Raw genomic sequence first — 19407 nt, forward strand, 5'->3', positions numbered from 1 at the left:
CGATGCGGCCGATCAGTTCCTCCAGCGCCTCGTAGGCGACAAGCGCCTCGCCCAGCCTGCCGGCGCTGCCGCGCTCGGCTTCGGCGGCCAGCGTACCCTTCCAGCGGCTCTCGAAACTGGTGGCATCGGTGGCGGCCTTGGCGATGTCGCGCTTCAGCTCCGGCGCGTCCATGCCGGCATAGAGGTCGGCAAGGTTCCATTCCGGCAGGTCGCCCAGCTCGGCCGCGCCTTGACCCGACGCCGGCGCCGCCAGCCGCCGTGCGGAAACCATGTGCCCAGAATCCCTATGCATTGCCGACACCTTCCGTGGCCAAGGTTCAAGGAGAAACGAGAAGCCGGTCAAATCCTAAGGAATTCATTCACCGGGTTTTTTGAAACCTTATTTAGAACCCTGTGCCAAGATGGTCCACAGGGCAGAATTCCTCGGGCGGGCAGTCACACCAGTCATGACAGGTTCCATACTCATAGTCGATGACGATCCGGTGCAACGCCGGCTGCTCGAAGCGGCGGTGACGCGGTTCGGCTACAGCGCAATCGTCGTCGACGGCGGCGCGGCCGCTCTCGACATCCTCGATGGACCCGGCGCCCGCGAGGTGTCGGTGGTCATCCTCGATCTGGTCATGCCCGGTCTCGACGGTATCGGCGTGCTGAAGGCGATGCGCGAGCGCGACATCAACGTGCCGGCGATCGTGCAAACCGCGCAGGGCGGAATCGAGACCGTGGTTTCGGCGATGCGTCATGGCGCCTTCGATTTCGTCGTCAAGCCGGCGTCTCCCGACAGGCTGCAGGCATCGATCGGCAATGCGCTCAAGGTCGAGGCCGTCGAGGGCGAGGTCAAGCGCACATCGCGCCGGCGCGGCGGCCTCCTGACCTTCAAGGACATGATCACGCACAGCCCGGCCATGGACAGGGTGATCCGTCTTGGCCAGAAAGCGGCGGCATCCAACATCCCGATCCTGATCGAGGGCGAGTCCGGCGTCGGCAAGGAACTGGTGGCGCGCGCCATCCAGGGCAGTGGCGACCGCCGCACGAAACCCTTCGTCACCGTCAATTGCGGCGCCATTCCAGACAATCTGGTCGAATCGATCCTGTTCGGTCACGAGAAGGGCTCGTTCACCGGGGCCACCGACAAGCACACCGGCAAGTTCGTCGAAGCGCATTCGGGCACGTTGTTTCTCGACGAGATCGGCGACCTGCCGCTCGACGTGCAGGTCAAGCTGTTGCGCGCGGTCCAGGACGGCGAGGTCGACCCGGTCGGTGGGCGCTCGACCGTCAGGGTCGACATCAGGCTGATTTCGGCGACGCACCGCAACCTCCTGCAGCAGGTCAAGGACGGCAAGTTCCGCGAGGATCTGTTCTACCGGCTGAACGTCTATCCGATCTTCGTGCCGCCGCTGCGCGACCGCCGCGACGACATCCCGTATCTGGTCACCCATTTCATGGAGAAGGTCGCGCCGGCCGACCCGCACCGTCGCCTGCAAGGTATTTCGGCGGCAGCGCTCGCCGTGCTGCAGGCCTATGACTGGCCCGGAAACATCCGGCAGCTCGAAAACGCCGTCTTTCGCGCCTCGGTGCTTTGCGAAGGCGATATGTTAACCGCGGAGGACTTCCCGCAGATCCGGGCGCAAGTGGAAGGCACCGTCAACCTCGATATGGATGGCGACGCGCCGTCGCCGTCCTTGCCTTTGCAGGCGCGCGATGACGAAGCCTTGCCCGGCGAGGGCGGCCCGGCAATCGCGTTCGATCCGCCGGCAAGGCTGCAGCCTCGCTTCGGCACGTTGCGGGCGCTCGACGAGCGCGGCAATGTGCGGGCACTTGCCGATGTCGAACTCGAGATGATCAAGCTTGCCATCGATCACTACAACGGACAGATGAGCGAAGTCGCCCGCCGACTCGGCATCGGCCGCTCGACGCTCTATCGCAAGCTCAAGGAACACGGCATCGATCCGGAGACAGGCCGCGTCGATCGACTCGCCTCCTAAGGGCGATGCCGGGCTGAGCTTTGGCCCGGCTTCCGGCTTTGCCACAAGGCCGGCGCCAGCTTGCAATGCCACAACGGGCCTTGTGTCGCCGTTTCAGCGGCATTGTGGCTGTCCCGTGGACAGCTCTGTTCACGCATTAAGGCTAACGGTAACAGATCGTGTTCGGGGCGAAGGCGAAAATCTGATCTAAACCAGCGGTTTACCAAGAAACCTTGTGAACAATTTTTGACGGGATATCGCCACGGTGTTACCGCATTTCGGCTTCAATAAGCGATGATTAACCATTAGGATCGATATTCGGGTGTGCTAATGCCACATCCGTTTGGACAAATCCGGGGACAAACGGCAGCCTGCAAGGCCTTTTGATTTGAACAGAATCGAACGACACACAAACAGGCGGCACCATCATTTGAGCGTCTGGCCGAAGTGGCTGGCAGTGTTGGTTGTCGCTTTTGGTTTTGTTGCCGCGGCTGCGAGCGGAGCCAGCGCCGAAACACGGTCGCTGAAGCTTTATCATCTCCACACCCACGAGAAGGCCGAGATCGTCTACAAGCGCAACGGCCGCTACGTTCCCGAGGGTCTCCGCAAGATCAACATCATTTTGCGCGACTGGCGTCGCAACGAGCCGACCAAGATGGATCCGCGCCTGCTGGATCTCGTCTGGGAGGCGTATCGGGAAGCAGGTGCCACGGACTACATCCAGGTCGTGTGCGGCTATCGCTCGCCGTCGACGAACTCGATGCTGCGCAGCCGCAGCAGGGGCGTGGCCGAGAAGAGCCAGCACATGCTCGGCAAGGCGATGGATTTCTATATTCCCGGCGTGCCGCTGAAAAAGCTGCGCAACATCGGCCTCAAGATGCAGGGCGGCGGCGTCGGCTACTATCCGTCATCGGGTTCGCCGTTCGTCCATATGGATGTCGGCAATGTGCGCCATTGGCCCGGTATCAGCCGCCAGGAACTGGTCTCCCTGTTCCCCAATGGCAAGACGCTGCATGTGCCGAGCGACGGCAGGCCGCTGCCCGGCTTTGAGCAGGCGCTCGCCTCCTACAAGGCGCGCAAGGGATCGGGCTCGCCGGCCATCGAGATGGCCAGTGCCGGCGGCAGCAGCAAGAAATCGGGTGGATTCCTGTCGGCTTTCTTCGGTGGCGGCGGCGACGACGAGGCCGATGACAGCGCCGATGTCGAGACCGCTTCGGCCGCCCCCCCGCCCAAGGCGAGAAACCTGAAGCCGGCAGCGGCGGCCAAGACCAGCAACCTCCCGGGCATCGCCATCGTGGCGCCGGAGAATGCGCGGCGCGCCGAGATTCCGCAGGTGACCGAACAGCAGGCTCCGGAGCCTGAACAGGACACGCCGGAGACGATCATCGCGGCATTGCCGGCCCGAAGCATTCCGCTGCCGGATTTCGCACCGCGGCCGAAAGCCGATGTCGGCGCGCAGCAGCCTGAGAATGTTCCCTTCGCGATGGCGGAGGCGACAGCCACCACCGAGCAGGCCGTGGCGACCGCGCATGCGCCGGCGAGCGTTCCTTTCGGCATGGCCGATGCAACGGCTTCGGCTGATGCGACCCAGGTCGCGGTCAACAACATACCGTTGCCGACATGGCGTCCCGACAATTCGCTGCCGGCCGCTCTGGCTGCGCCGCCCAGCAAGGATGTGCTGATGGCGCTGGCCGAGACGGCCGACCAAGGCAAGACCGCGACCGATGCGTTCTCGGTGCTGCCGACGGCGCGGCCCGAGATGGCCAGGCCGGACGCGGTCAAGGCCGTGCTCGACGAGGCCAATGCCCAGGTCGGTGCGGCCGATTACCAGCTTGCTTCCTTGTCCGGGTCCGAGCCGCGTTCGGCGTTCAACGATCCGGGCACCAACGCCGCATCGCCGCGCGATGCTGTCGTGGCCCGCCCAGTCGGTTCCGATCCGGCCGCCGCGATCGGCGCCGGCGTCAAGACGACGCGCAAGGAATCGAGAGCCACCGCCCGCGACCTGAAGCCAGGCCCCAAGGCCATGGTGGTTGCAGCCGCACCGCAGGCCGCCCGTTGGGCCTTGACCAGCGGCGAGCAGGTCGCCACCGTTTCAAGCGCGACGACGGCGCCGGGTTACGCCTACAGCATCGTGCACACGCCGCCGAGCGAGGTCTACACCGCTGGCTTCCAGCCGAGCAGCCAGGTGGCCGATGCCAATCGCTTCACCGGCAACGCCGTCAAGTTCATGTCGGTAGCCCGCTTCCAGACCAAATGACGGCAAACCAATCGACAAAGCCGCGCCGGGCAACCAGCGCGGCTTTTTGCTGCGTGGCCGGATCCGGTCGCGCGGCCCGCCGGCTTCCGATCACACCGGCCTGACATTGCCGTGATCGTGGAACGCCTCGGGCCGTCAACGGTTTCTCCCTCGTTCGTTCAAACCCGGGGATACCCATGAAGAAGATTCTACTGGCATCGGTCATCGCGTTGGCAACCGCTTCGGCGGCCGTCGCCCCTACGCAGGCCGAAACCATTGTCGTCAAGACCCACGATCACATGCACATGAAGAAGCACTGCCGGACCAAGGTTGTCACGACCTGGAAGCATCATCATAGGGTGGTCAGGGAAGTCAGGGTCTGCAACTGATCCGGCCAAGGCAGGCCTGGAAAAAACATCCGGCGGAAACCCGGTAGACGCAAGTCGGCCGGGTTTTTCCATGCCGCCATGAAAGCCTTATTTTGCGAGCTTGCTCGCCGCGCGCGCCAAGGCTTCGATCTCGTCCCATTTGCCGGCCTTGACGAGGTCGTCGGGCGCCACCCAGGAACCGCCGACGCAGACCACGTTGGGCAGGCTGAGATAGTCAGCCGCGTTCTTGGCCGAGATGCCGCCGGTCGGGCAGAATTTCACATCGGCGAGCGGCGAGGCGAAGGCCTTCAGCGAAGCGATGCCGCCCGACTGCTCGGCCGGGAAGAATTTCAGAAAGCGCAAGCCGGCTTCGCGCGCGGCCATGATCTCGCCGGGGGTGATCGCACCGGGCAGCAGCGGAACATCGCTGGCGGCGGCTGCCGACAGAAGCTCGCAGGTGATGCCGGGGCTGACGATGAAGCGCGAGCCCGCGGCAGCCGCCTCTTCGAACTGCCTGGCATCGAGAATGGTGCCGGCGCCGACGATGGCTTCCTCGACTTCACCAGCGACCCGCCGGATCGCTTCCAGCGCGTCGGCGGTCCTCAGCGTGATCTCGATCGCAGGCAGGCCGCCGCGCGCCAGAGCGCGGGCCAGCGGCACGGCATTGGCGACATCGGAGATCTTCAGCACCGGGATGACGGGCTGGCCGTTGAGGAGCGACAGAAGTTTTTCGGTCTTGCTGGGCATGTGTCTCTCCGTGGCGTGGGACAATTCAACCGATTAGCAGAAGGCCGTTTTCCTGTCCACGAAACCGGCCGTGTCGCGATGTCACGCGTCGCCCATACTCGCCAAGCCCAAGTTGACAAGGGTGGCTGCCGGCTCGATGGTGCCGACAGCTTTTGCCCCGGTGGCTTTTCAGGATAGGAATTTTTTCTTGACTCCCTGATCTCAGCTATGGTACAAATTCGCCCATGGTGCAGATTTGCGCCAGCGACCCGCCGAACAGGATGCCTGCTTTGCCTTGAATCGGCTTGCTCGAGCGTCTAGTGGCTTCGGCAATGACATCACTTCCACCCCTTCGCGTCGCCGCGCTCTACCGGTTTGCCCGGCTCGACGCTTTCGAAGAACTGCGCGCGCCGCTCGCCGCATTCTGCTGCGGGCGCGGCATAAAGGGAACGCTGCTGCTGGCGCATGAAGGCATCAACGGCACCGTCGCCGGCAGCGAGACGGCAATTGCCGAACTGATCGCGTATCTCGAAGCCATCGAAGGGCTTGCCGGACTCGAGGTCAAGTACAGCGCGGCCGCGGACATGCCGTTCCATCGCATGAAGGTGCGGCTGAAGCGCGAGATCGTCACCATGGGTGTCGATGACATCGATCCTTCGAAAAGTGCCGGCACCTACGTCGCGCCGGCCGACTGGAACGCTCTGATTTCGCAGCCCGGCACTGTCATCATCGACACGCGCAACGCCTATGAGGTGTCGATCGGCACGTTCAAGGGTGCGATTGACCCGGCCACCGCAAGCTTTCGCGAGTTCCCGGCCTGGGTGGAAACGCACCGGGCGGAGCTCGAAGGCCGCAAGGTTGCGATGTTCTGCACCGGCGGCATACGCTGCGAAAAGGCAACCGCCTATGTCAAATCGCTCGGCTTCGAGGATGTCTTCCATCTCAAGGGCGGTATCCTCAAATACCTCGAGGAGGTTCCGGCCGAACAGAGCCTCTGGCAAGGCGAGTGCTTCGTCTTCGACGAGCGGGTTTCGGTGTCGCACGGTCTTGCCGAGGGTGACGCGGAACTGTGCCGCGCATGCCGCCACCCGCTGACGCCGGGCGAGCTGACATCGCCCAAATTCGCTGCCGGTATTTCGTGCCCGCATTGCTTCGATGCGCGTTCGGACGAGGACCGCCAGCGTTATGCCGAGCGCCAGCGCCAGGTCGAGCTTGCGCAGGCGCGGGGCAGGGGGCCGCATATCGGCTCCTGATCCAGCATCGTGCTGCTGCAAAGCGGCTGCCTGTCATTGCAATCTCAAGTTTCGGGACCTACGTCTTCGACGTTCGAAACCCGCCCGTTGGCCGGGCAAATCCTGGAGGCACTGAATGTTCGATCCCAAGAAGCTTCTCGACGATCTGCTCGGCTCGCAAATCCCCGGCACCAGCGGCACCGTTCGCGACAAGGCGGGGCAGGCCGTGCAGATGGCCAAGGACAATCCGCTGGCCGCCGGTGCGCTGGCCGCGGTGCTGCTCGGAACCGGTACTGGCCGCAACGTGACGGGCGCCGCGGTGAAGCTTGGCGGACTGGCCGCGATCGGCGGCCTCGCCTACAAGGCCTACCAGAATTACAAGGCCGGCAACGCGCCCGCGGAAGCACCGGCGGCCGGCCAACCGGAATTGCTGCCGCCGCCCAAGGATACCCCCTTCCACCCGTCGCAGGCGCCGCAAGGCGAGGACGAATTCACGCTGACCCTGGTGCGGGCGATGATCTCGGCGGCGAAAGCCGATGGCCATATCGACGATGAAGAGCGCCAGAAGATCGCCGGCAAGCTCAGCCTGGCCGGCATAGGCTCCGATGCCGAAAAGTTCCTGATGGCGGAGCTGGCAAGCCCGCTCGACCTCGACACGCTGGTGGCCGGCGCCAAGACCGATGCGCAGAAGCTCGAACTCTACACGGCGTCGCGCCTGACCATCGATCCCGACACACGCGCCGAGCGCGGTTATCTCGATCTGCTCGCCGGCCGGCTCGGCCTGCCGGACGCGCTGGTCGACCATGTCGAGGCGACGGTTTCGGCGGCCAAGGTGCCGGCCAAGGCCGGGACGTCACCCAATCCGCGCTGGTAGGCCAAAACGGCACAGGGGGCACTTTCCGGGTTAACCGCTCATTAACCCAGCAAGCGCATCATTCAACACAGTCGGATCGGCTTTTCCTCCTCCCAAGCCCGGTTCAGATCAGGGGCGGTCGCCAATGGCCGCCCTTTTTGTCGGTCCGGCCGGATGGACACGCTTGCCATCGCCGCCGTCATTTGCGATGCCTTCCTTTTCGAGCCAACCCCCCAAAATCAGTCGAGCAAGCGCAGCGCTGCCGGAGGACAATAGCCATGACCGAGCAAAGAACCGCCATCGTCACCGGGGCCGGCACGGGCATCGGCAAGAGCGTCGCCACGGCGCTGCTCAAGGCCGGCTGGAACACGGTGTTCTGCGGACGCCGCAAATCCGTGCTGGATGCAGCCGTGGCTGAGGCCGGGTCCACCGGCGCCAAGGCCCTGGCGGTTGCCTGCGATATCAGCAAGGCAGGCGAGGTCGACGATCTGTTCGAGACCGTGGCGGCGGCCTTCGGCCGTGTCGACCTGCTCTTCAACAATGCCGGCATGGGCTACAAATCGACGCCGATCGACGAGATACCGGTCGAAGTGTGGAACGATATCGTCGGCGTCAACCTCACCGGTTCGTTCCTGTGCGCCCGTGCCGCCTTTGGCGCCATGCGCAAGCAGAAGCCGATGGGTGGCCGCATCATCAACAACGGTTCGGTGTCGGCCTATGCGCCGCGCCCAGGCTCGGTGCCCTACACGGCGACCAAGCATGCCATCACCGGACTGACCAAGACGCTGGCGCTCGACGGCCGGCCCTATGACATCGCCTGCGGCCAGATCGACATCGGCAATGCGCTGACCGACATGGCGCAGCCGATGACGGTCGGTGTGCCGCAGGCCAATGGCTCGATCGCAGCCGAAGCGGTGATGGATGTTCAGCGCGTCGCCGACGCCGTCGTCCACATGGCCAGCCTGCCGCTCGACGCCAACGTGCTGTTCATGACCGTGATGGCGACCAAGATGCCGTTTGTCGGGCGTGGGTGAGCAGCCCGGTTCGCGTAAGCGAATTCATCGTGCCAGTGGCACGATGAAAGGCCGGCGAACGCTGGGACGCTGCGAAGCAGCGGGGACCCAGCCGGATGGTTTTATTTCCCGGCCAGCGGCACGCCGGGCTTGAACAGCAGAATGGGCCTGATCTCGTAAACGGCGGTGGGATTGACGCGGCGAAGGTCGCGGGCGATCGCGATGGCCTCGTCTCGCGTGGCGCAGTCGACGACATAGAGCCCGAGCAACTGTTCCTTGGTTTCGGCGAAAGGACCGTCGATGATCACACCGTCGCCCGGGCCGCGCAGGGTGATGGCATCCTGTGTTGCGCCCAGACGCGCGGACGGCCCCAGCGTGCCTTCCTCATGAAGCCGGGTGTTGATCTTCAGCAGGTCGGCCATAAGTGCTGCATCTTCCTGCGGCGTCAGCGCCTTGATCGCATCTTCCACGTGATAGGCAAGGATTGCGTAGAACATTTTATGTCACCTGCTTCGATCCTGATCCAGGGAGCGTAGCGGTTCCCGACACGCCCGCCCAGCCTTGGCCGTGCGTGTCCGGACAGATCATGACACCATCATGGTCGCCAGCCGCAACCATCCGGAAAGAGGCCACCGGCCTGCTTTGAAGCCTACTTCGCCAGGAATGCTCCGATCCGCTCCAGCGCGCGCAGGATGTTCTCCTCGGAATTGGCGTAGGAGAGCCTGATATAGCCTTCGCCGAGAATGCCGAAATCGGGGCCGCCGATCAGCGCCACGCCGGCCTCGTCGAGCAGCGCCGAGGCGAGCTTCTTGGCCTTCCAGCCGGTCTTCGAGACGTTGGGGAAGGCGTAGAACGCGCCCTTGGGCGTGATGCAGGATATGTTGGGCAGGGCGTTCAGTCCCTCGACGACGATCTTCCGGCGGCGGTCGAAGGCGCGCATCATCTCGTCGACGTCGTCCTGCGGGCCGTCGATGGCGGCTATGCCGGCAAACTGGCTCGGCGCGTTGACGCAGGACCAGCAATTGACCGCCAGCTTGCGCACCTTGTCGTAGAGATGGGCGCCCTTGTCGCCATTCGGCCAGATCGACCAGCCCATGCGCCAGCCGGTCATCGCCCAGGTCTTCGACCAGCCGTTGAGCACGATCAGCCGGTCGCGGATTTCGGGAAAGCCGAGCAGCGAGCAATGCGTCTCGCCATCATAGGTCATGACGTCGTAGATCTCGTCGGAGAGGATGGCGACCTGCGGATGCGCCTCCAGCCCCTTGACCAGTTTCTCGATCTCGGCGCGAGGCGTGACGCCGCCGGTCGGATTGGCGGGCGAGTTGAGGATCAGCAGCCTGGTCTTCGAGGTGATCAGCGCCAGCGTCTCCTCGGCCGAGAAGGCAAAGCCGTTTTCTTCGCGCATCGGCACGGGAATGGGTGCCGCACCCGTGAACTCGATCATCGAGCGGTAGATGGGGAAGCCGGGGTCCGGGTAGAGGATCTCGGCGCCGGGCTCGCCGAACATCAGGATCGCGGCGAACATGGTCGGCTTGCCGCCGGGCAGGATCATCACCGTTTCGGGCGATATCTCGACACCGGTGGTGGTCAGCGTGCGGCGCACCACCGCCTCGCGCGTCGCCAGCAGGCCATTGGCCGGCGTGTAGCCGTGATGGCCGTCGCGCAGCGCCTTGATCGCCGCCTCGACGATGTGCTGCGGCGTCTTGAAGTCGGGCTGGCCGATGCCGAGATTGACGATGTCGCGGCCTTGTTGGGCAAGTGCTGTGGCCCTCGCAAGCACGGCGAAGGCGTTTTCCTCGCCAAGGCGGTCGAAGGCCGAAATCGTGTGGAGCATTTTTCCCGTCCGTGTGGTTCTTGCTGTTGGGTCGCGTTTTTGTGAGCCTCAGCCCGCAAAAGTCAAACGGATTGGAGCATTCGGTGTCGGAAAATCTGAAGGGTTGGCAACCGCGTCCGCGGCCCGAACGCAAGACCATCGACGGTCGATACGTCCGGCTTGAACCGCTGAGCGCTGCAAAACACGGCGACGGCCTCTATGAAGCGTCCTCCGTGTCCGATATCGACGACCGCTTCGCCTGGTTGCCCGACTATCCGCCGGAGACCCGCGCCGCCTTCCAGCCATGGCTGGACAAAGTCGAAGCCAGCGAGGATCCGCTGTTCTTCACTGTCATCGACAAGGCCAGCGGCAAGGTCGCCGGACGCCAGACGCTGATGCGCATCGATCCGGCCTACGGCGTCATCGAGATCGGCAACATCTATTGGGGACCGCTCATCTCGCGCAAGCCGGGAGCAACCGAAGCGCAGTTCCTGTTCATGAAATACATCTTCGACGGGCTCGGCTATCGCCGCTATGAATGGAAGTGCAACAACCGCAACGAGCCATCGAAGCGGGCGGCCGAGCGGTTCGGCTTCAAGTTCGAAGGCATTTTCCGCCAGCATCTCATCGTCAAGGGTGAAAACCGCGACACTGCGTGGTATTCGATCATCGACAAGGAATGGCCGGCGCTGCGCAGTGCCTATGAGGCGTGGTTCGATCCGGCCAATTTCGATGGCGACGGCCGGCAGAAGCGACGGCTCGAGGATTTTCGCGCGGAATTCGGCGCTTAGGAGTTCACTATTGGCACATACCCACGATCACACCGGGCACGGTCACGGCCCTGGTCATGTGCATGGCTCGACCGACAAGAAACGCGTTCTGATCGCAGCCTGCCTGACCGGCGGCTTCATGGTCGCCGAGGCGCTTGGCGGCATCCTCACGGGCTCGCTGGCGCTGCTGGCCGATGCCGGCCACATGCTCGCCGATTCGATCGCGCTCGGCCTTGCCTGGTATGCGTTTCATCTTGGCGGCCGGCCGGCGACCGTTCGCCTCACCTATGGCTTCGGCCGGGTCAAGACGCTGGTGGCCTATACCAACGGCATCGCCATCTTCGTCATCGCGCTGTGGATCGTCTATGAGGCCTGGGGACGCCTGCAGGCGCCGGCGCCGGTGCTTGGCGGGCCGATGCTGGTGGTGGCGATCCTCGGCCTGCTGGTGAACCTCGGCTCGTTCTTCGTGCTGCATGGTGGCGACCGCGAGAGCCTGAACATGCGCGGCGCCATCCTGCATGTGCTTGGCGACCTGCTCGGCTCGGCGGCGGCCATCGCGGCGGCGCTGGTCATCCTGGCGACCGGCTGGACGCCGATCGACCCGATCCTGTCGGTCCTGGTTTCACTGCTGATCCTCTACACGGCGTGGTCGCTGATGCGGGAGGCCGCCCATGTCCTGCTCGAGGGCGTGCCGCCAAGCCTCGACCGAGATCTGATCGCCAGGGATATCCAGACGACGATCCACGGCGTACGCGAAGTGCACCACATGCATGTCTGGTCGCTCGACGGGACCAGCAATATGGCGACGCTGCATGCCTGTCTCGACGAGGGCGTCGATGCGCATCAGGCGGTGAGTGCCGTCAAGAAGCGGCTTGCAAGCGAGCACGGCATCAGCCATGCCACCGTGGAACCGGAATTCGGCCAATGCGCCGACGATGGCGACGAGCACGACCACGGGCACGAGCATGAAGCGGCTGCATACCACGACCACCATCACTAGGACCGGATCGATCGATGTCGATCGTCCTGCCTCAGGAGTTGCAAAACCTTGAAAACCAGCTTGACGAACGCCCATCCTCCGGACGCGGCATGATGGACCGCGACACCAGGAACGCGGTCATCGCCGCCGCGTGGATCATGCTGCTGTTCGGTATAGGCGCCTACTATCTGCCGACCGTGATGCTGGCACTCGGCAGCCTTTCCACCGTGCTGGCCGGCGCCTTTGGCATCGTCTTCGTGCTGGCGTTCTTCTCGGTGTTCTGGCTGCGCGCCCGCAACCAGCGCAAAAACCAGGGTAAATAGGCAAGGGATCTTCGACATGCGCATTCTGATCACTGGCGCCGCGGGTATGGTCGGCCGCAAGCTCATCGCCCGGCTGGCCAAGGACGGGACGCTGCGCGGGGGCAAGATCACCGCGCTCGATCTCCACGATATCGTGCCGCCACAGGCGCCGAGCCTGGATGGCGTCAGCGTCACGCTGCACACCGGCGATCTCGCCGAAGCGGGTGCCACCGAGCGCCTGGTCGCATCGCGCCCCGACGTCGTGTTCCACCTTGCCGGCATCGTGTCGGGCGAGGCGGAAGCGAATTTCGATCTCGGCTACCACGTCAATCTCGATGGCACGCGCGCCCTGTTCGATGCCATCCGGGTGGCGGGCTTTGCGCCGCGCGTCGTCTTCACCTCGTCGATCGCGGTGTTCGGCGCGCCGTTCCCGGACGTCATTCCCGATGACTTCCATCCGACGCCGCTGACCTCTTATGGTACCCAGAAGCAGATGAGCGAAGCGCTGCTGGCCGACTATTCCAGGCGCGGGTTCTTCGACGGTATCGGCATCCGGCTGCCGACAATCTGCGTGCGGCCGGGCAAGCCGAACAAGGCGGCGTCCGGCTTCTTCTCGGGCATCATCCGCGAGCCGTTGAGCGGCCATGAGGCGATCCTGCCGGTGCCGCGCTCGGTCGTGCACACGCATGCCAGCCCGCGCTCGGCGGTCAACTTCCTGATCCATGCGGCGGGGATCGACGGCAGCGCTGTCGGGCCACGCCGCAATCTGACCATGCCCGGCGTCGCCGTCACCGTCGGCGAGCAGATCGAGGCGCTGGAACGCATCGCCGGGCCGAAGGCGGCAGGCCTGATCCGCGAGGTTCCGGATGACACGATCTGGGCGATCGTCAAGGGCTGGCCGACGCGCTTCGAGGCAAAGCGGTCGCGGGAGCTTGGCTTCAGCGCCGAAAAGAGTTTTGACGAGATCATCCGCGCTCACATCGAGGATGAGCTCGGCGGCAAGATCGCGGGTTAAACTCCGACCCTCGTGGCGCCGGGCATCATCCGCCGCTCGCCAGGCTTGCCGACAGCAGCAGCAGTCCGAACAGGAACACGAAGGCGGCGCCGCCGATCTCGACGATCGAGTGGATGCGGTTGCCCATGCGGCCGTCGCCGGCGAAATAGACCGCCCAGTTCTTGGCGGTCACCGCCAGCGTCGCCAGTGCCGAAACGGTGATGGCGGTGCCCAGCGACATTGCCAGCACCGACAGCAGGCCGCCGAGCCAGAGGCCGTTGAGCAGGGCGAAGCTGAGCACGATCAGCGCGCCGGAGCAGGGGCGGATGCCGACCGCCGCCACCGCTGTCCAGGCCGTGCGCCAGTCGAAGCGGTCGCCCGACAGCAGCGCCGGATCGGGTGCGTGCGAATGGCCGCAGGTGTCGCAGACTTCGCCGGCCGCGTGATCGTGATGAGCATGATCGTGTTCGGCATGATCGTGATGATCGTGCGAAGGGCCGTGCACATGGTCATGCGCGTGCAGCGCGTGCGAATGGGCATGCGCCGAATGGCTGTGAGCTGCATGGGAATGGCCGGCATGCGAATGCGCGCCGTGCGAATGACCCCCGTGAGAATGACCGGCGTGAGAATGGCCGGCATGAGCCGCCGACAGGCTGTAGGCCGGGCCCTTGCCGAACAGACGCAGGACGGAAGGACCGAGTTTGCGCCACAGCAGCCAGGCGCCGAACAGGGTGACGAAGACAAAGCTCATGATCTCCATGAACCAGGCTGCGTCCGTCATCGAGACGGAGGTGCCGCGCAGGACGAAATAGGCGACCCCCATCACCGCGACCGCGGTCAGGCCCTGCAGCAGCGCCGAGACGAAGGACAAGAGGATGCCGCGCCGCAACGCCACTTCATTGGCCACCATGTAGGACGAGATCACCGCCTTGCCGTGACCGGGGCCGGCGGCATGGAAAATACCGTAGGCGAAGGACAGGCCGACGAGTATCCAGATCTTGCTGCCGTCCTGGCGCATCGCCTTCATCGCCGTTGCCAGCGCGCGGTAGAATTCCTGCTGCCTGAGATTGATCCACATCAGAATATGGGCGAACGGGCCGGTGGTGGGCGCCATGCCGTCATTGACGCCGATGCCGAGCGAACTCTGGGCATGAGCGGCGTCGGCGAAATGCATCATGGCGACTGTGAGGGCCAACAGGCCGAATGCCAAACGCAGGGACGGTTTCGTCACCGGCTTCATCCTTCTGGCTGACAGGTCAGTTCGAGCTTGGTGGCGAAGATCTTGCTCATATCGGTGCCGGTCGGATCGTTGAAAAAGGCATCGGTGAGGGTCTTCTGGTTTTCCTTGATGGCCTCGTCGGGGTCGGGACGGACCACCTTGCTGGTGCAGTTCGAGGGCAGGCCTTCGACCGTGATGTTGGAGTCCTCGGTGAAGTCGATCGCCGTGTAGAATGTCGGATCGTAGACGCCGATATCGATCTTGCCGTTGAGCTTGATCGGCACCTTCGGTTCGGACTCGAACAGGATGATCAGCTGGTCGTTGTCGAAATTGGCCATCAGATGCGGCGGCGGCGTCATCGCCACGTCCTTGCCGTCGACGGTGACGAGCTGGAAGTAATTGAACTCCGCCAGCGAGGCATGAACGGTGTCGGCGACTTCCTTCAGCTCCTTGTCGTCGAGCTTCAGGTCGGAGTTCTTGTCGAACTCCATCATCACCGTCGAGGAAAACAGGTCGTCGAAGCGCCAGAGATGACGCAGAGCCTTCACGCTTTGGTGATCCGGGGAGAGGATCACATCGAGGCGAGCCTCGGCGAAGACGTGTGGATGCACGTAAGCGGGTCCAGTGGCGGCAAAGCTAGCCGCCAAGGCCGAAGCCAGCATGATTGCGTGCCGTTTCAGGTGCATTCTCGGTCGCGATTCCCTAGGCTTCGGAAGAGTTGCCGAGAGTTACCAGAAAGGGGGCGAAATTGGGACCGCTGCTCGGCTGAAGTGGGTCAGGCAACTTCACGCGTCCTGAACCACTGCACCAGGAAGTCGACGAAAACGCGGACCTTGGCCGGCAGATAGCGGCGGTGCGGGTAGACGGCGAAGATGCCGCCGCCCGACAGGATACGGTCATCTATCACCGACACCAGCCGGCCGCTCGCGAGGTCGGGCGCGGCAATGAAATCCGGCAGGACGGTGAATCCCAGCCCGGACACGGCCGCGGCTCTCGCCGTCATCGGGCTGTTGACCTCGATCGGACCCGACACCGAAACGCTGACCGGATCGCCATTGTCGCCCTTGAACGGCCAGTTGTTCAGTCCGCGGCCATTGGTGTCGACGATGCAAGGCATGCGGCTGAGATCCTGCGGCCGTGTCGGCGTGCCATGCTTGGCGATCAGTTCGGGGGAGGCGCAGAGCTTTATCGAAAACGGCGCCAGACGCCTGGCGATCAGCGACGAGTTCTCCAGCCGCGAGATGCGCACCGCAAGGTCGAAGCCTTCCTCGACCAGATCGACGAAGCGGTCGTCGAGCTGGATGTCGAGCACGATGTCTGGATGCTGCTTGGCGAAGTCGATCAGCGACTGGCCGATCGGCGCGTCGGCGAAGGTGCGCGGCGCCGACAGCTTGATCCGGCCGCGCACGTCGCCGGAGGATTCGCGCACCGCGTCGGCCAGGCTGTCGACCTCGCGCACGATCTCCGAGGCGCGCCGGTAATACGTGTGGCCGGCCTCGGTCATCGAGAACTGGCGCGTGGTGCGGTTGAGCAGCAAAGCGCCGAGTTCGTCCTCCAGCTCGCGCACATATTTCGACAGCAAGGCCTTGGAGCGGCCGATCTTGCGCGCCGCCGCGGAAAAGCCCTCGGCCTCGACCACGTCGATGAAGGCACGCATGCGCGTCAGTGTGTCCATGGTCAGGCCTTTCGTGCCGCGTCGAGAAGTTTCCGGCCGAGCCGTATCAGGGCAATGTCGCTGCCGGAAGGGCCAAGCAGCGACAGGCCGAACGGGGCGCCGGCGACCGAGCCGACGGGCAGTGTGATCTGTGGAAAACCGGACAGGCCGGCCAGGCACAGAAGCTGGAGCGCCCGTTCGCGATAGGCCTGGAACTGCTCCGGCGTGCTGTCCACGTAAGGCGCCGGACCAGGCACCGTCGGCAGGACAAGGAAGCCGTCCTTGCCGAGCAGGGCGCTCAGTTCGCCGCGAAAGGTCAGACGCCGCACCTTCTCGGCCTGGGCTGTCTTGTCGTCGACGGCGCGGCCGAAGCCGAATCGCTCCTCGACGCCGGGGCCGAGGTCGCGCTCGCCGCTGGTGATCCATTCGCCATGCACCGCCCAGGCCTCCCTGGCCTGCAGCCGGCGAAAGCACCAGTAAAGTTCATCGGGAGATGAGGAGAAGCGGATTGCCGGCGTCGCCGGCGCGCCGAAAACCGCGCCCGCCAGCCCCTTCATTCCGGCATATTCGGCCAGCGCCGGGCGGGCGACCAATCCGTCCAGCCAATCCAGCGCCAGCGGCCGGTCCAACACGTGCTGGTGCGGATCGCGGCCGAGCAGCAGCTTGCCGACGGTCTCGTAGGTCTCGATGTCGTCGGCGAACCAGCCGAACGTGTCGAGGCTCGGCGCCAGCTTCATCGTGCCGTCGAGCGAAATGCGGCCATGCGTGGTGCGCAGCCCGATCAGTCCGCAAAAGCTCGCCGGTGCTCGGATCGAGCCGCCGGTGTCGGAACCAGTGGCGATATCGGCCAGCCTGCCCGCCACCGCCGCCGCCGACCCCGATGAGGAGCCGCCGGTGACGCGGTCGGGTGCCGCCGGGTTCACCGGAAACGAGAAATGCGCATTCTGACCGAACAGCGCGAAGGCGAGCTCGTCGGTCTGCGTCTTGCCGACGAAGCGTGCGCCGGCATCGAGGATCATCTGCACGGCGGGTGCGGTGCGCGAGGCTGCGTGGCTTTCGGCGAATTTTTGCAAATTGCCGCAACCGGTGCGGTAGCCGGCGACGTCGTATATGTCCTTGACGGCCAGCCGCAGGCCGGCCAGCGGGCCAAGCTGGGCATGTGCCACGGGCATCTGGCGAAGATCGAGAAAGGCGTTGAGAGGGCCGTGCGTGCCTGTCATCGTTCGATATCCGGATACGGTTGCCGCAACATTGTTCGACGCCAGAAATTTTACAACCTGCGATACGATTTTTATTGATTGTGAAAGTCTTCGCCCTTATATCGCGCTTGCCCAAAGTCGCACGTGCCTGTGGGTGTCCGCCGATCCTCGAATGGTGAGGGAAATCGGTAAGGTAACTGGAGCCAACCCCTCCAGTCGGTCTAGCGGCCAACCGCCAGCCCGAGGACACCTTGAAGCAACGACGGTGCGGGCCTTTCTGGTGTTCTGCCGGTTGTCCAAAAACCGGGGTTACTGAAGAGGCACACCTTCATTGCCGGCAGTGCGGACGGGTCTCCCATCCAAGCCAAGGCAGACAAAGCGAACCGAGGCCGGGCAAGGCCAAGGTTCACCGCCGCGAGACGGCGCTTCATGGTTCCGGGGTCTCCACCGGCTGGTTCCATGGATTTCCGTCCCGCCTTTGTCCACCGCGAGTTCGCGAGGCCGACAGCCCGCGTCCCGCAGCCTTATTGCGCGCCGAAAGGCGCTGATGGAGAGACCCCGATGGCCACCCAGCGCATCCTTGACTTCCTCGCCACCCGACGTCCGACCGGCCCCTGCCTCGTCGTCGACCTCGATGTCGTGCGCGACAATTTCCGCGCCTTCGAGAAGGCGCTGCCCGATTCCAGGATCTACTATGCGGTGAAAGCAAACCCGGCGCCGGAAATCCTGCGCCTGCTTGCTGCGATGGGCTCGTCCTTCGACACCGCTTCCGTTGCCGAAGTCGAGATGGCGATGGACGCTGGTGCGCCGGCGGACCGCATCTCCTTCGGCAACACCATCAAGAAGGAGCGTGACATCGCACGCGCCTACCAGCTCGGCATCCGCCTGTTCGCCGTCGATTGCGTCGAAGAGGTCGAGAAGATCGCCCGCGTCGCGCCCGGTGCGCGCGTGTTCTGCCGCGTGCTGACCGATGGCGAGGGCGCCGAGTGGCCGCTGTCGCGCAAGTTCGGCTGCGTGCCGGCGATGGCCGTCGACGTGCTGCGCCATGCCAAGGGGCTCGGCCTCGACGCCTATGGCGTGTCGTTCCATGTCGGCTCGCAGCAGACCGACCTGACCGCCTGGGACCGTGCGTTGGCCGACGCCAAGGTGGTGTTCGCGACGCTCGCCGAGGAAGGCATCGTCTTGAAGATGGTCAATATGGGCGGTGGTTTCCCGACGCGCTATCTGCGTGACGTGCCGGCCGCCCAGGCCTATGGCCAGGCGATCTTCTCGGCGCTGCGCAAGCATTTCGGCAATGCCATTCCGGAGACCATCATCGAGCCGGGCCGTGGCATGGTCGGCAATGCCGGCGTCATCAAGTCGGAAGTCGTGCTGATCTCGAAGAAGGCCGCCAACGACAATGTGCGCTGGGTGTTCCTCGACATCGGCAAGTTCGGCGGCCTGGCCGAGACGATGGACGAGGCGATCCGCTACCCGATCGTCACCGCGCATGACGGCACGGAGACCGCACCTTGCGTGCTCGCCGGCCCGACCTGCGATTCGGCCGACGTGATGTACGAGAAGACGCCCTATCCGCTGCCTTTGTCGCTGACCATCGGCGACGAGGTGCTGATCGAAGGCACCGGCGCCTACACGACCACCTACTCGGCGGTCGCCTTCAACGGCTTCGAGCCTCTCCGATCCTACGTGATCTGACGGCGCTTGCTCAGCGCATTTTCGAACGGCGAACCGGACACAACTTCGCCTGAAAATGCGCTGAGAGAGCCGATCAGATCATCCCAGGTGGGCGACTTTCGTCCACCCGGGCTCGCCTGTGGAACAGATCTCCGCTCGCCAGGGATTACGGAAATGGAAATGCCAGTTGAAATTGGGGGCCACGCACCGGCCTTTGTGATGGTTGCCGAAACCGCCGCCGATGTTGCGGCGCGCGAGGCGTTGCTCGATCGGGCCATGGGGCCGAAGCGCAGGAAAAAGTCGTCGGAGAAGCTGCGGCGTGGCCGGCGGCCCTCGGAAGGCCTGGCCTTCGTCGCCCGCGATGCTTCGGGCGGCGTCGCCGGCACCGTGCGGCTGTGGGACGTCAGGCTGGGC

General features: G+C 64.5%; 18 protein-coding genes and 2 pseudogenes. 12 read left to right on the forward strand and 8 right to left on the reverse strand.

The features are described 5' to 3' along the window. Positions 1-271: pseudogene (locus EN932_RS09550) on the reverse strand (oligoendopeptidase F); the annotation flags it as partial. Between the two features lie 175 nt (positions 272-446). On the opposite strand from EN932_RS09550, the gene EN932_RS09555 reads away from it, so the two are divergent. From EN932_RS09555 to EN932_RS09565, 3 genes are all read left to right on the forward strand, one after another. Continuing rightward, positions 447-1982 (forward strand): sigma-54 dependent transcriptional regulator, encoded by a 1536-nt coding sequence (locus EN932_RS09555; RefSeq protein ID WP_013529737.1) that lies wholly within the window; start codon positions 447-449, stop codon positions 1980-1982. Between the two features lie 409 nt (positions 1983-2391). Beyond that, positions 2392-4218: a DUF882 domain-containing protein gene (locus EN932_RS09560; RefSeq protein ID WP_013529738.1), complete on the forward strand. Its 1827-nt coding sequence runs from the start codon at positions 2392-2394 to the stop codon at positions 4216-4218. Between the two features lie 176 nt (positions 4219-4394). Further along, the gene (locus EN932_RS09565) at positions 4395-4586 is read left to right on the forward strand and encodes a hypothetical protein (protein WP_127369679.1); all 192 of its coding nucleotides are present in this window, start codon (positions 4395-4397) and stop codon (positions 4584-4586) included. Between the two features lie 87 nt (positions 4587-4673). Here EN932_RS09565 and EN932_RS09570 read toward each other — a convergent pair whose 3' ends face one another. After that, complete coding sequence (locus EN932_RS09570) at positions 4674-5312, reverse strand: 2-dehydro-3-deoxy-phosphogluconate aldolase (protein ID WP_127369680.1); 639 nt, start codon at positions 5310-5312, stop codon at positions 4674-4676. Positions 5313-5623: 311 nt separating this feature from the next. Here EN932_RS09570 and EN932_RS09575 point away from each other — a divergent pair, with 311 nt between their 5' ends. From EN932_RS09575 to EN932_RS09585, 3 genes are all read left to right on the forward strand, one after another. After that, positions 5624-6544, forward strand: a complete 921-nt coding sequence (locus EN932_RS09575; RefSeq protein WP_127369681.1) for a rhodanese-related sulfurtransferase — start codon at positions 5624-5626, stop codon at positions 6542-6544. A 115-nt stretch (positions 6545-6659) separates the two neighbouring features. After that, entirely contained in the window at positions 6660-7397 is a 738-nt protein-coding gene (locus EN932_RS09580; RefSeq protein ID WP_013529742.1) for a tellurite resistance TerB family protein, read from the forward strand. Positions 7398-7654: 257 nt separating this feature from the next. Continuing rightward, on the forward strand, positions 7655-8410 hold the full coding sequence (locus EN932_RS09585) for an SDR family oxidoreductase (RefSeq protein ID WP_013529743.1): 756 nt from the start codon (positions 7655-7657) through the stop codon (positions 8408-8410). A 101-nt stretch (positions 8411-8511) separates the two neighbouring features. On the opposite strand, the gene EN932_RS09590 is transcribed toward EN932_RS09585, so the two are convergent. Together EN932_RS09590 and EN932_RS09595 are read right to left on the reverse strand one after the other, a co-directional pair. Continuing rightward, on the reverse strand, positions 8512-8886 hold the full coding sequence (locus tag EN932_RS09590) for a YciI family protein (RefSeq protein ID WP_013529744.1): 375 nt from the start codon (positions 8884-8886) through the stop codon (positions 8512-8514). 152 nt (positions 8887-9038) lie between these two features. Next, positions 9039-10223: a pyridoxal phosphate-dependent aminotransferase gene (locus tag EN932_RS09595; RefSeq protein ID WP_024502719.1), complete on the reverse strand. Its 1185-nt coding sequence runs from the start codon at positions 10221-10223 to the stop codon at positions 9039-9041. 83 nt (positions 10224-10306) lie between these two features. Here EN932_RS09595 and EN932_RS09600 point away from each other — a divergent pair, with 83 nt between their 5' ends. From EN932_RS09600 to denD, 4 genes are all read left to right on the forward strand, one after another. Beyond that, positions 10307-10993, forward strand: coding sequence for a GNAT family protein (locus EN932_RS09600; RefSeq protein ID WP_127369688.1), 687 nt, complete (start codon positions 10307-10309; stop codon positions 10991-10993). A gap of 10 nt (positions 10994-11003) precedes the next feature. Further along, on the forward strand, positions 11004-11972 hold the full coding sequence (locus tag EN932_RS09605) for a cation diffusion facilitator family transporter (protein WP_063168938.1): 969 nt from the start codon (positions 11004-11006) through the stop codon (positions 11970-11972). Between the two features lie 89 nt (positions 11973-12061). Further along, on the forward strand, positions 12062-12274 hold the full coding sequence (locus EN932_RS09610) for a hypothetical protein (protein ID WP_013529748.1): 213 nt from the start codon (positions 12062-12064) through the stop codon (positions 12272-12274). Between the two features lie 16 nt (positions 12275-12290). Next, positions 12291-13268 carry a D-erythronate dehydrogenase gene (denD, locus tag EN932_RS09615; protein ID WP_127385243.1) on the forward strand — a complete coding sequence of 326 codons (978 nt, stop codon included), beginning with the start codon at positions 12291-12293 and terminating at the stop codon, positions 13266-13268. 25 nt (positions 13269-13293) lie between these two features. On the opposite strand, the gene EN932_RS09620 is transcribed toward denD, so the two are convergent. The 4 genes from EN932_RS09620 to EN932_RS09635 form a co-directional block, all read right to left on the reverse strand. Further along, on the reverse strand, positions 13294-14487 hold the full coding sequence (locus EN932_RS09620; protein ID WP_063173033.1) for a nickel/cobalt transporter: 1194 nt from the start codon (positions 14485-14487) through the stop codon (positions 13294-13296). Continuing rightward, complete coding sequence (locus tag EN932_RS09625; protein ID WP_027161413.1) at positions 14484-15152, reverse strand: DUF1007 family protein; 669 nt, start codon at positions 15150-15152, stop codon at positions 14484-14486. The genes EN932_RS09620 and EN932_RS09625 overlap by 4 nt, the downstream gene beginning before the upstream one ends. An 89-nt stretch (positions 15153-15241) precedes the next feature. Beyond that, entirely contained in the window at positions 15242-16141 is a 900-nt protein-coding gene (locus EN932_RS09630; RefSeq protein ID WP_024502714.1) for a LysR family transcriptional regulator, read from the reverse strand. Between the two features lie 2 nt (positions 16142-16143). Next, complete coding sequence (locus EN932_RS09635) at positions 16144-17340, reverse strand: amidase (protein ID WP_127385244.1); 1197 nt, start codon at positions 17338-17340, stop codon at positions 16144-16146. 540 nt (positions 17341-17880) lie between these two features. Between EN932_RS09635 and odc2 the strand changes: the two genes are divergently transcribed. Beyond that, positions 17881-19014, forward strand: coding sequence for an ornithine/lysine decarboxylase (gene odc2, locus EN932_RS09640; RefSeq protein ID WP_013529754.1), 1134 nt, complete (start codon positions 17881-17883; stop codon positions 19012-19014). A 153-nt stretch (positions 19015-19167) separates the two neighbouring features. Next, positions 19168-19407, forward strand: a pseudogene (locus EN932_RS09645) (N-acetyltransferase); the annotation flags it as partial.

The sequence above is a fragment of the Mesorhizobium sp. M7A.F.Ca.US.002.01.1.1 genome (assembly GCF_004022955.1).
GTDB lineage: Bacteria > Pseudomonadota > Alphaproteobacteria > Rhizobiales > Rhizobiaceae > Mesorhizobium > Mesorhizobium ciceri.

Bases quoted from the DNA above. Each gene is read 5' to 3' on its own strand.
- EN932_RS09555 (WP_013529737.1), top strand. From the start codon at position 447: ATGACAGGTTCCATACTCATAGTCGATGACGATCCGGTGCAACGCCGG.
- EN932_RS09565 (WP_127369679.1), top strand. From the start codon at position 4,395: ATGAAGAAGATTCTACTGGCATCGGTCATCGCGTTGGCAACCGCTTCG.
- EN932_RS09570 (WP_127369680.1), bottom strand. From the start codon at position 5,312: ATGCCCAGCAAGACCGAAAAACTTCTGTCGCTCCTCAACGGCCAGCCC.
- EN932_RS09575 (WP_127369681.1), top strand. From the start codon at position 5,624: ATGACATCACTTCCACCCCTTCGCGTCGCCGCGCTCTACCGGTTTGCC.
- EN932_RS09580 (WP_013529742.1), top strand. From the start codon at position 6,660: ATGTTCGATCCCAAGAAGCTTCTCGACGATCTGCTCGGCTCGCAAATC.
- EN932_RS09585 (WP_013529743.1), top strand. From the start codon at position 7,655: ATGACCGAGCAAAGAACCGCCATCGTCACCGGGGCCGGCACGGGCATC.
- EN932_RS09590 (WP_013529744.1), bottom strand. From the start codon at position 8,886: ATGTTCTACGCAATCCTTGCCTATCACGTGGAAGATGCGATCAAGGCG.
- EN932_RS09595 (WP_024502719.1), bottom strand. From the start codon at position 10,223: ATGCTCCACACGATTTCGGCCTTCGACCGCCTTGGCGAGGAAAACGCC.
- EN932_RS09610 (WP_013529748.1), top strand. From the start codon at position 12,062: ATGATGGACCGCGACACCAGGAACGCGGTCATCGCCGCCGCGTGGATC.
- denD (WP_127385243.1), top strand. From the start codon at position 12,291: ATGCGCATTCTGATCACTGGCGCCGCGGGTATGGTCGGCCGCAAGCTC.
- EN932_RS09620 (WP_063173033.1), bottom strand. From the start codon at position 14,487: ATGAAGCCGGTGACGAAACCGTCCCTGCGTTTGGCATTCGGCCTGTTG.
- EN932_RS09625 (WP_027161413.1), bottom strand. From the start codon at position 15,152: ATGCACCTGAAACGGCACGCAATCATGCTGGCTTCGGCCTTGGCGGCT.
- EN932_RS09630 (WP_024502714.1), bottom strand. From the start codon at position 16,141: ATGGACACACTGACGCGCATGCGTGCCTTCATCGACGTGGTCGAGGCC.
- EN932_RS09635 (WP_127385244.1), bottom strand. From the start codon at position 17,340: ATGACAGGCACGCACGGCCCTCTCAACGCCTTTCTCGATCTTCGCCAG.
- odc2 (WP_013529754.1), top strand. From the start codon at position 17,881: ATGGCCACCCAGCGCATCCTTGACTTCCTCGCCACCCGACGTCCGACC.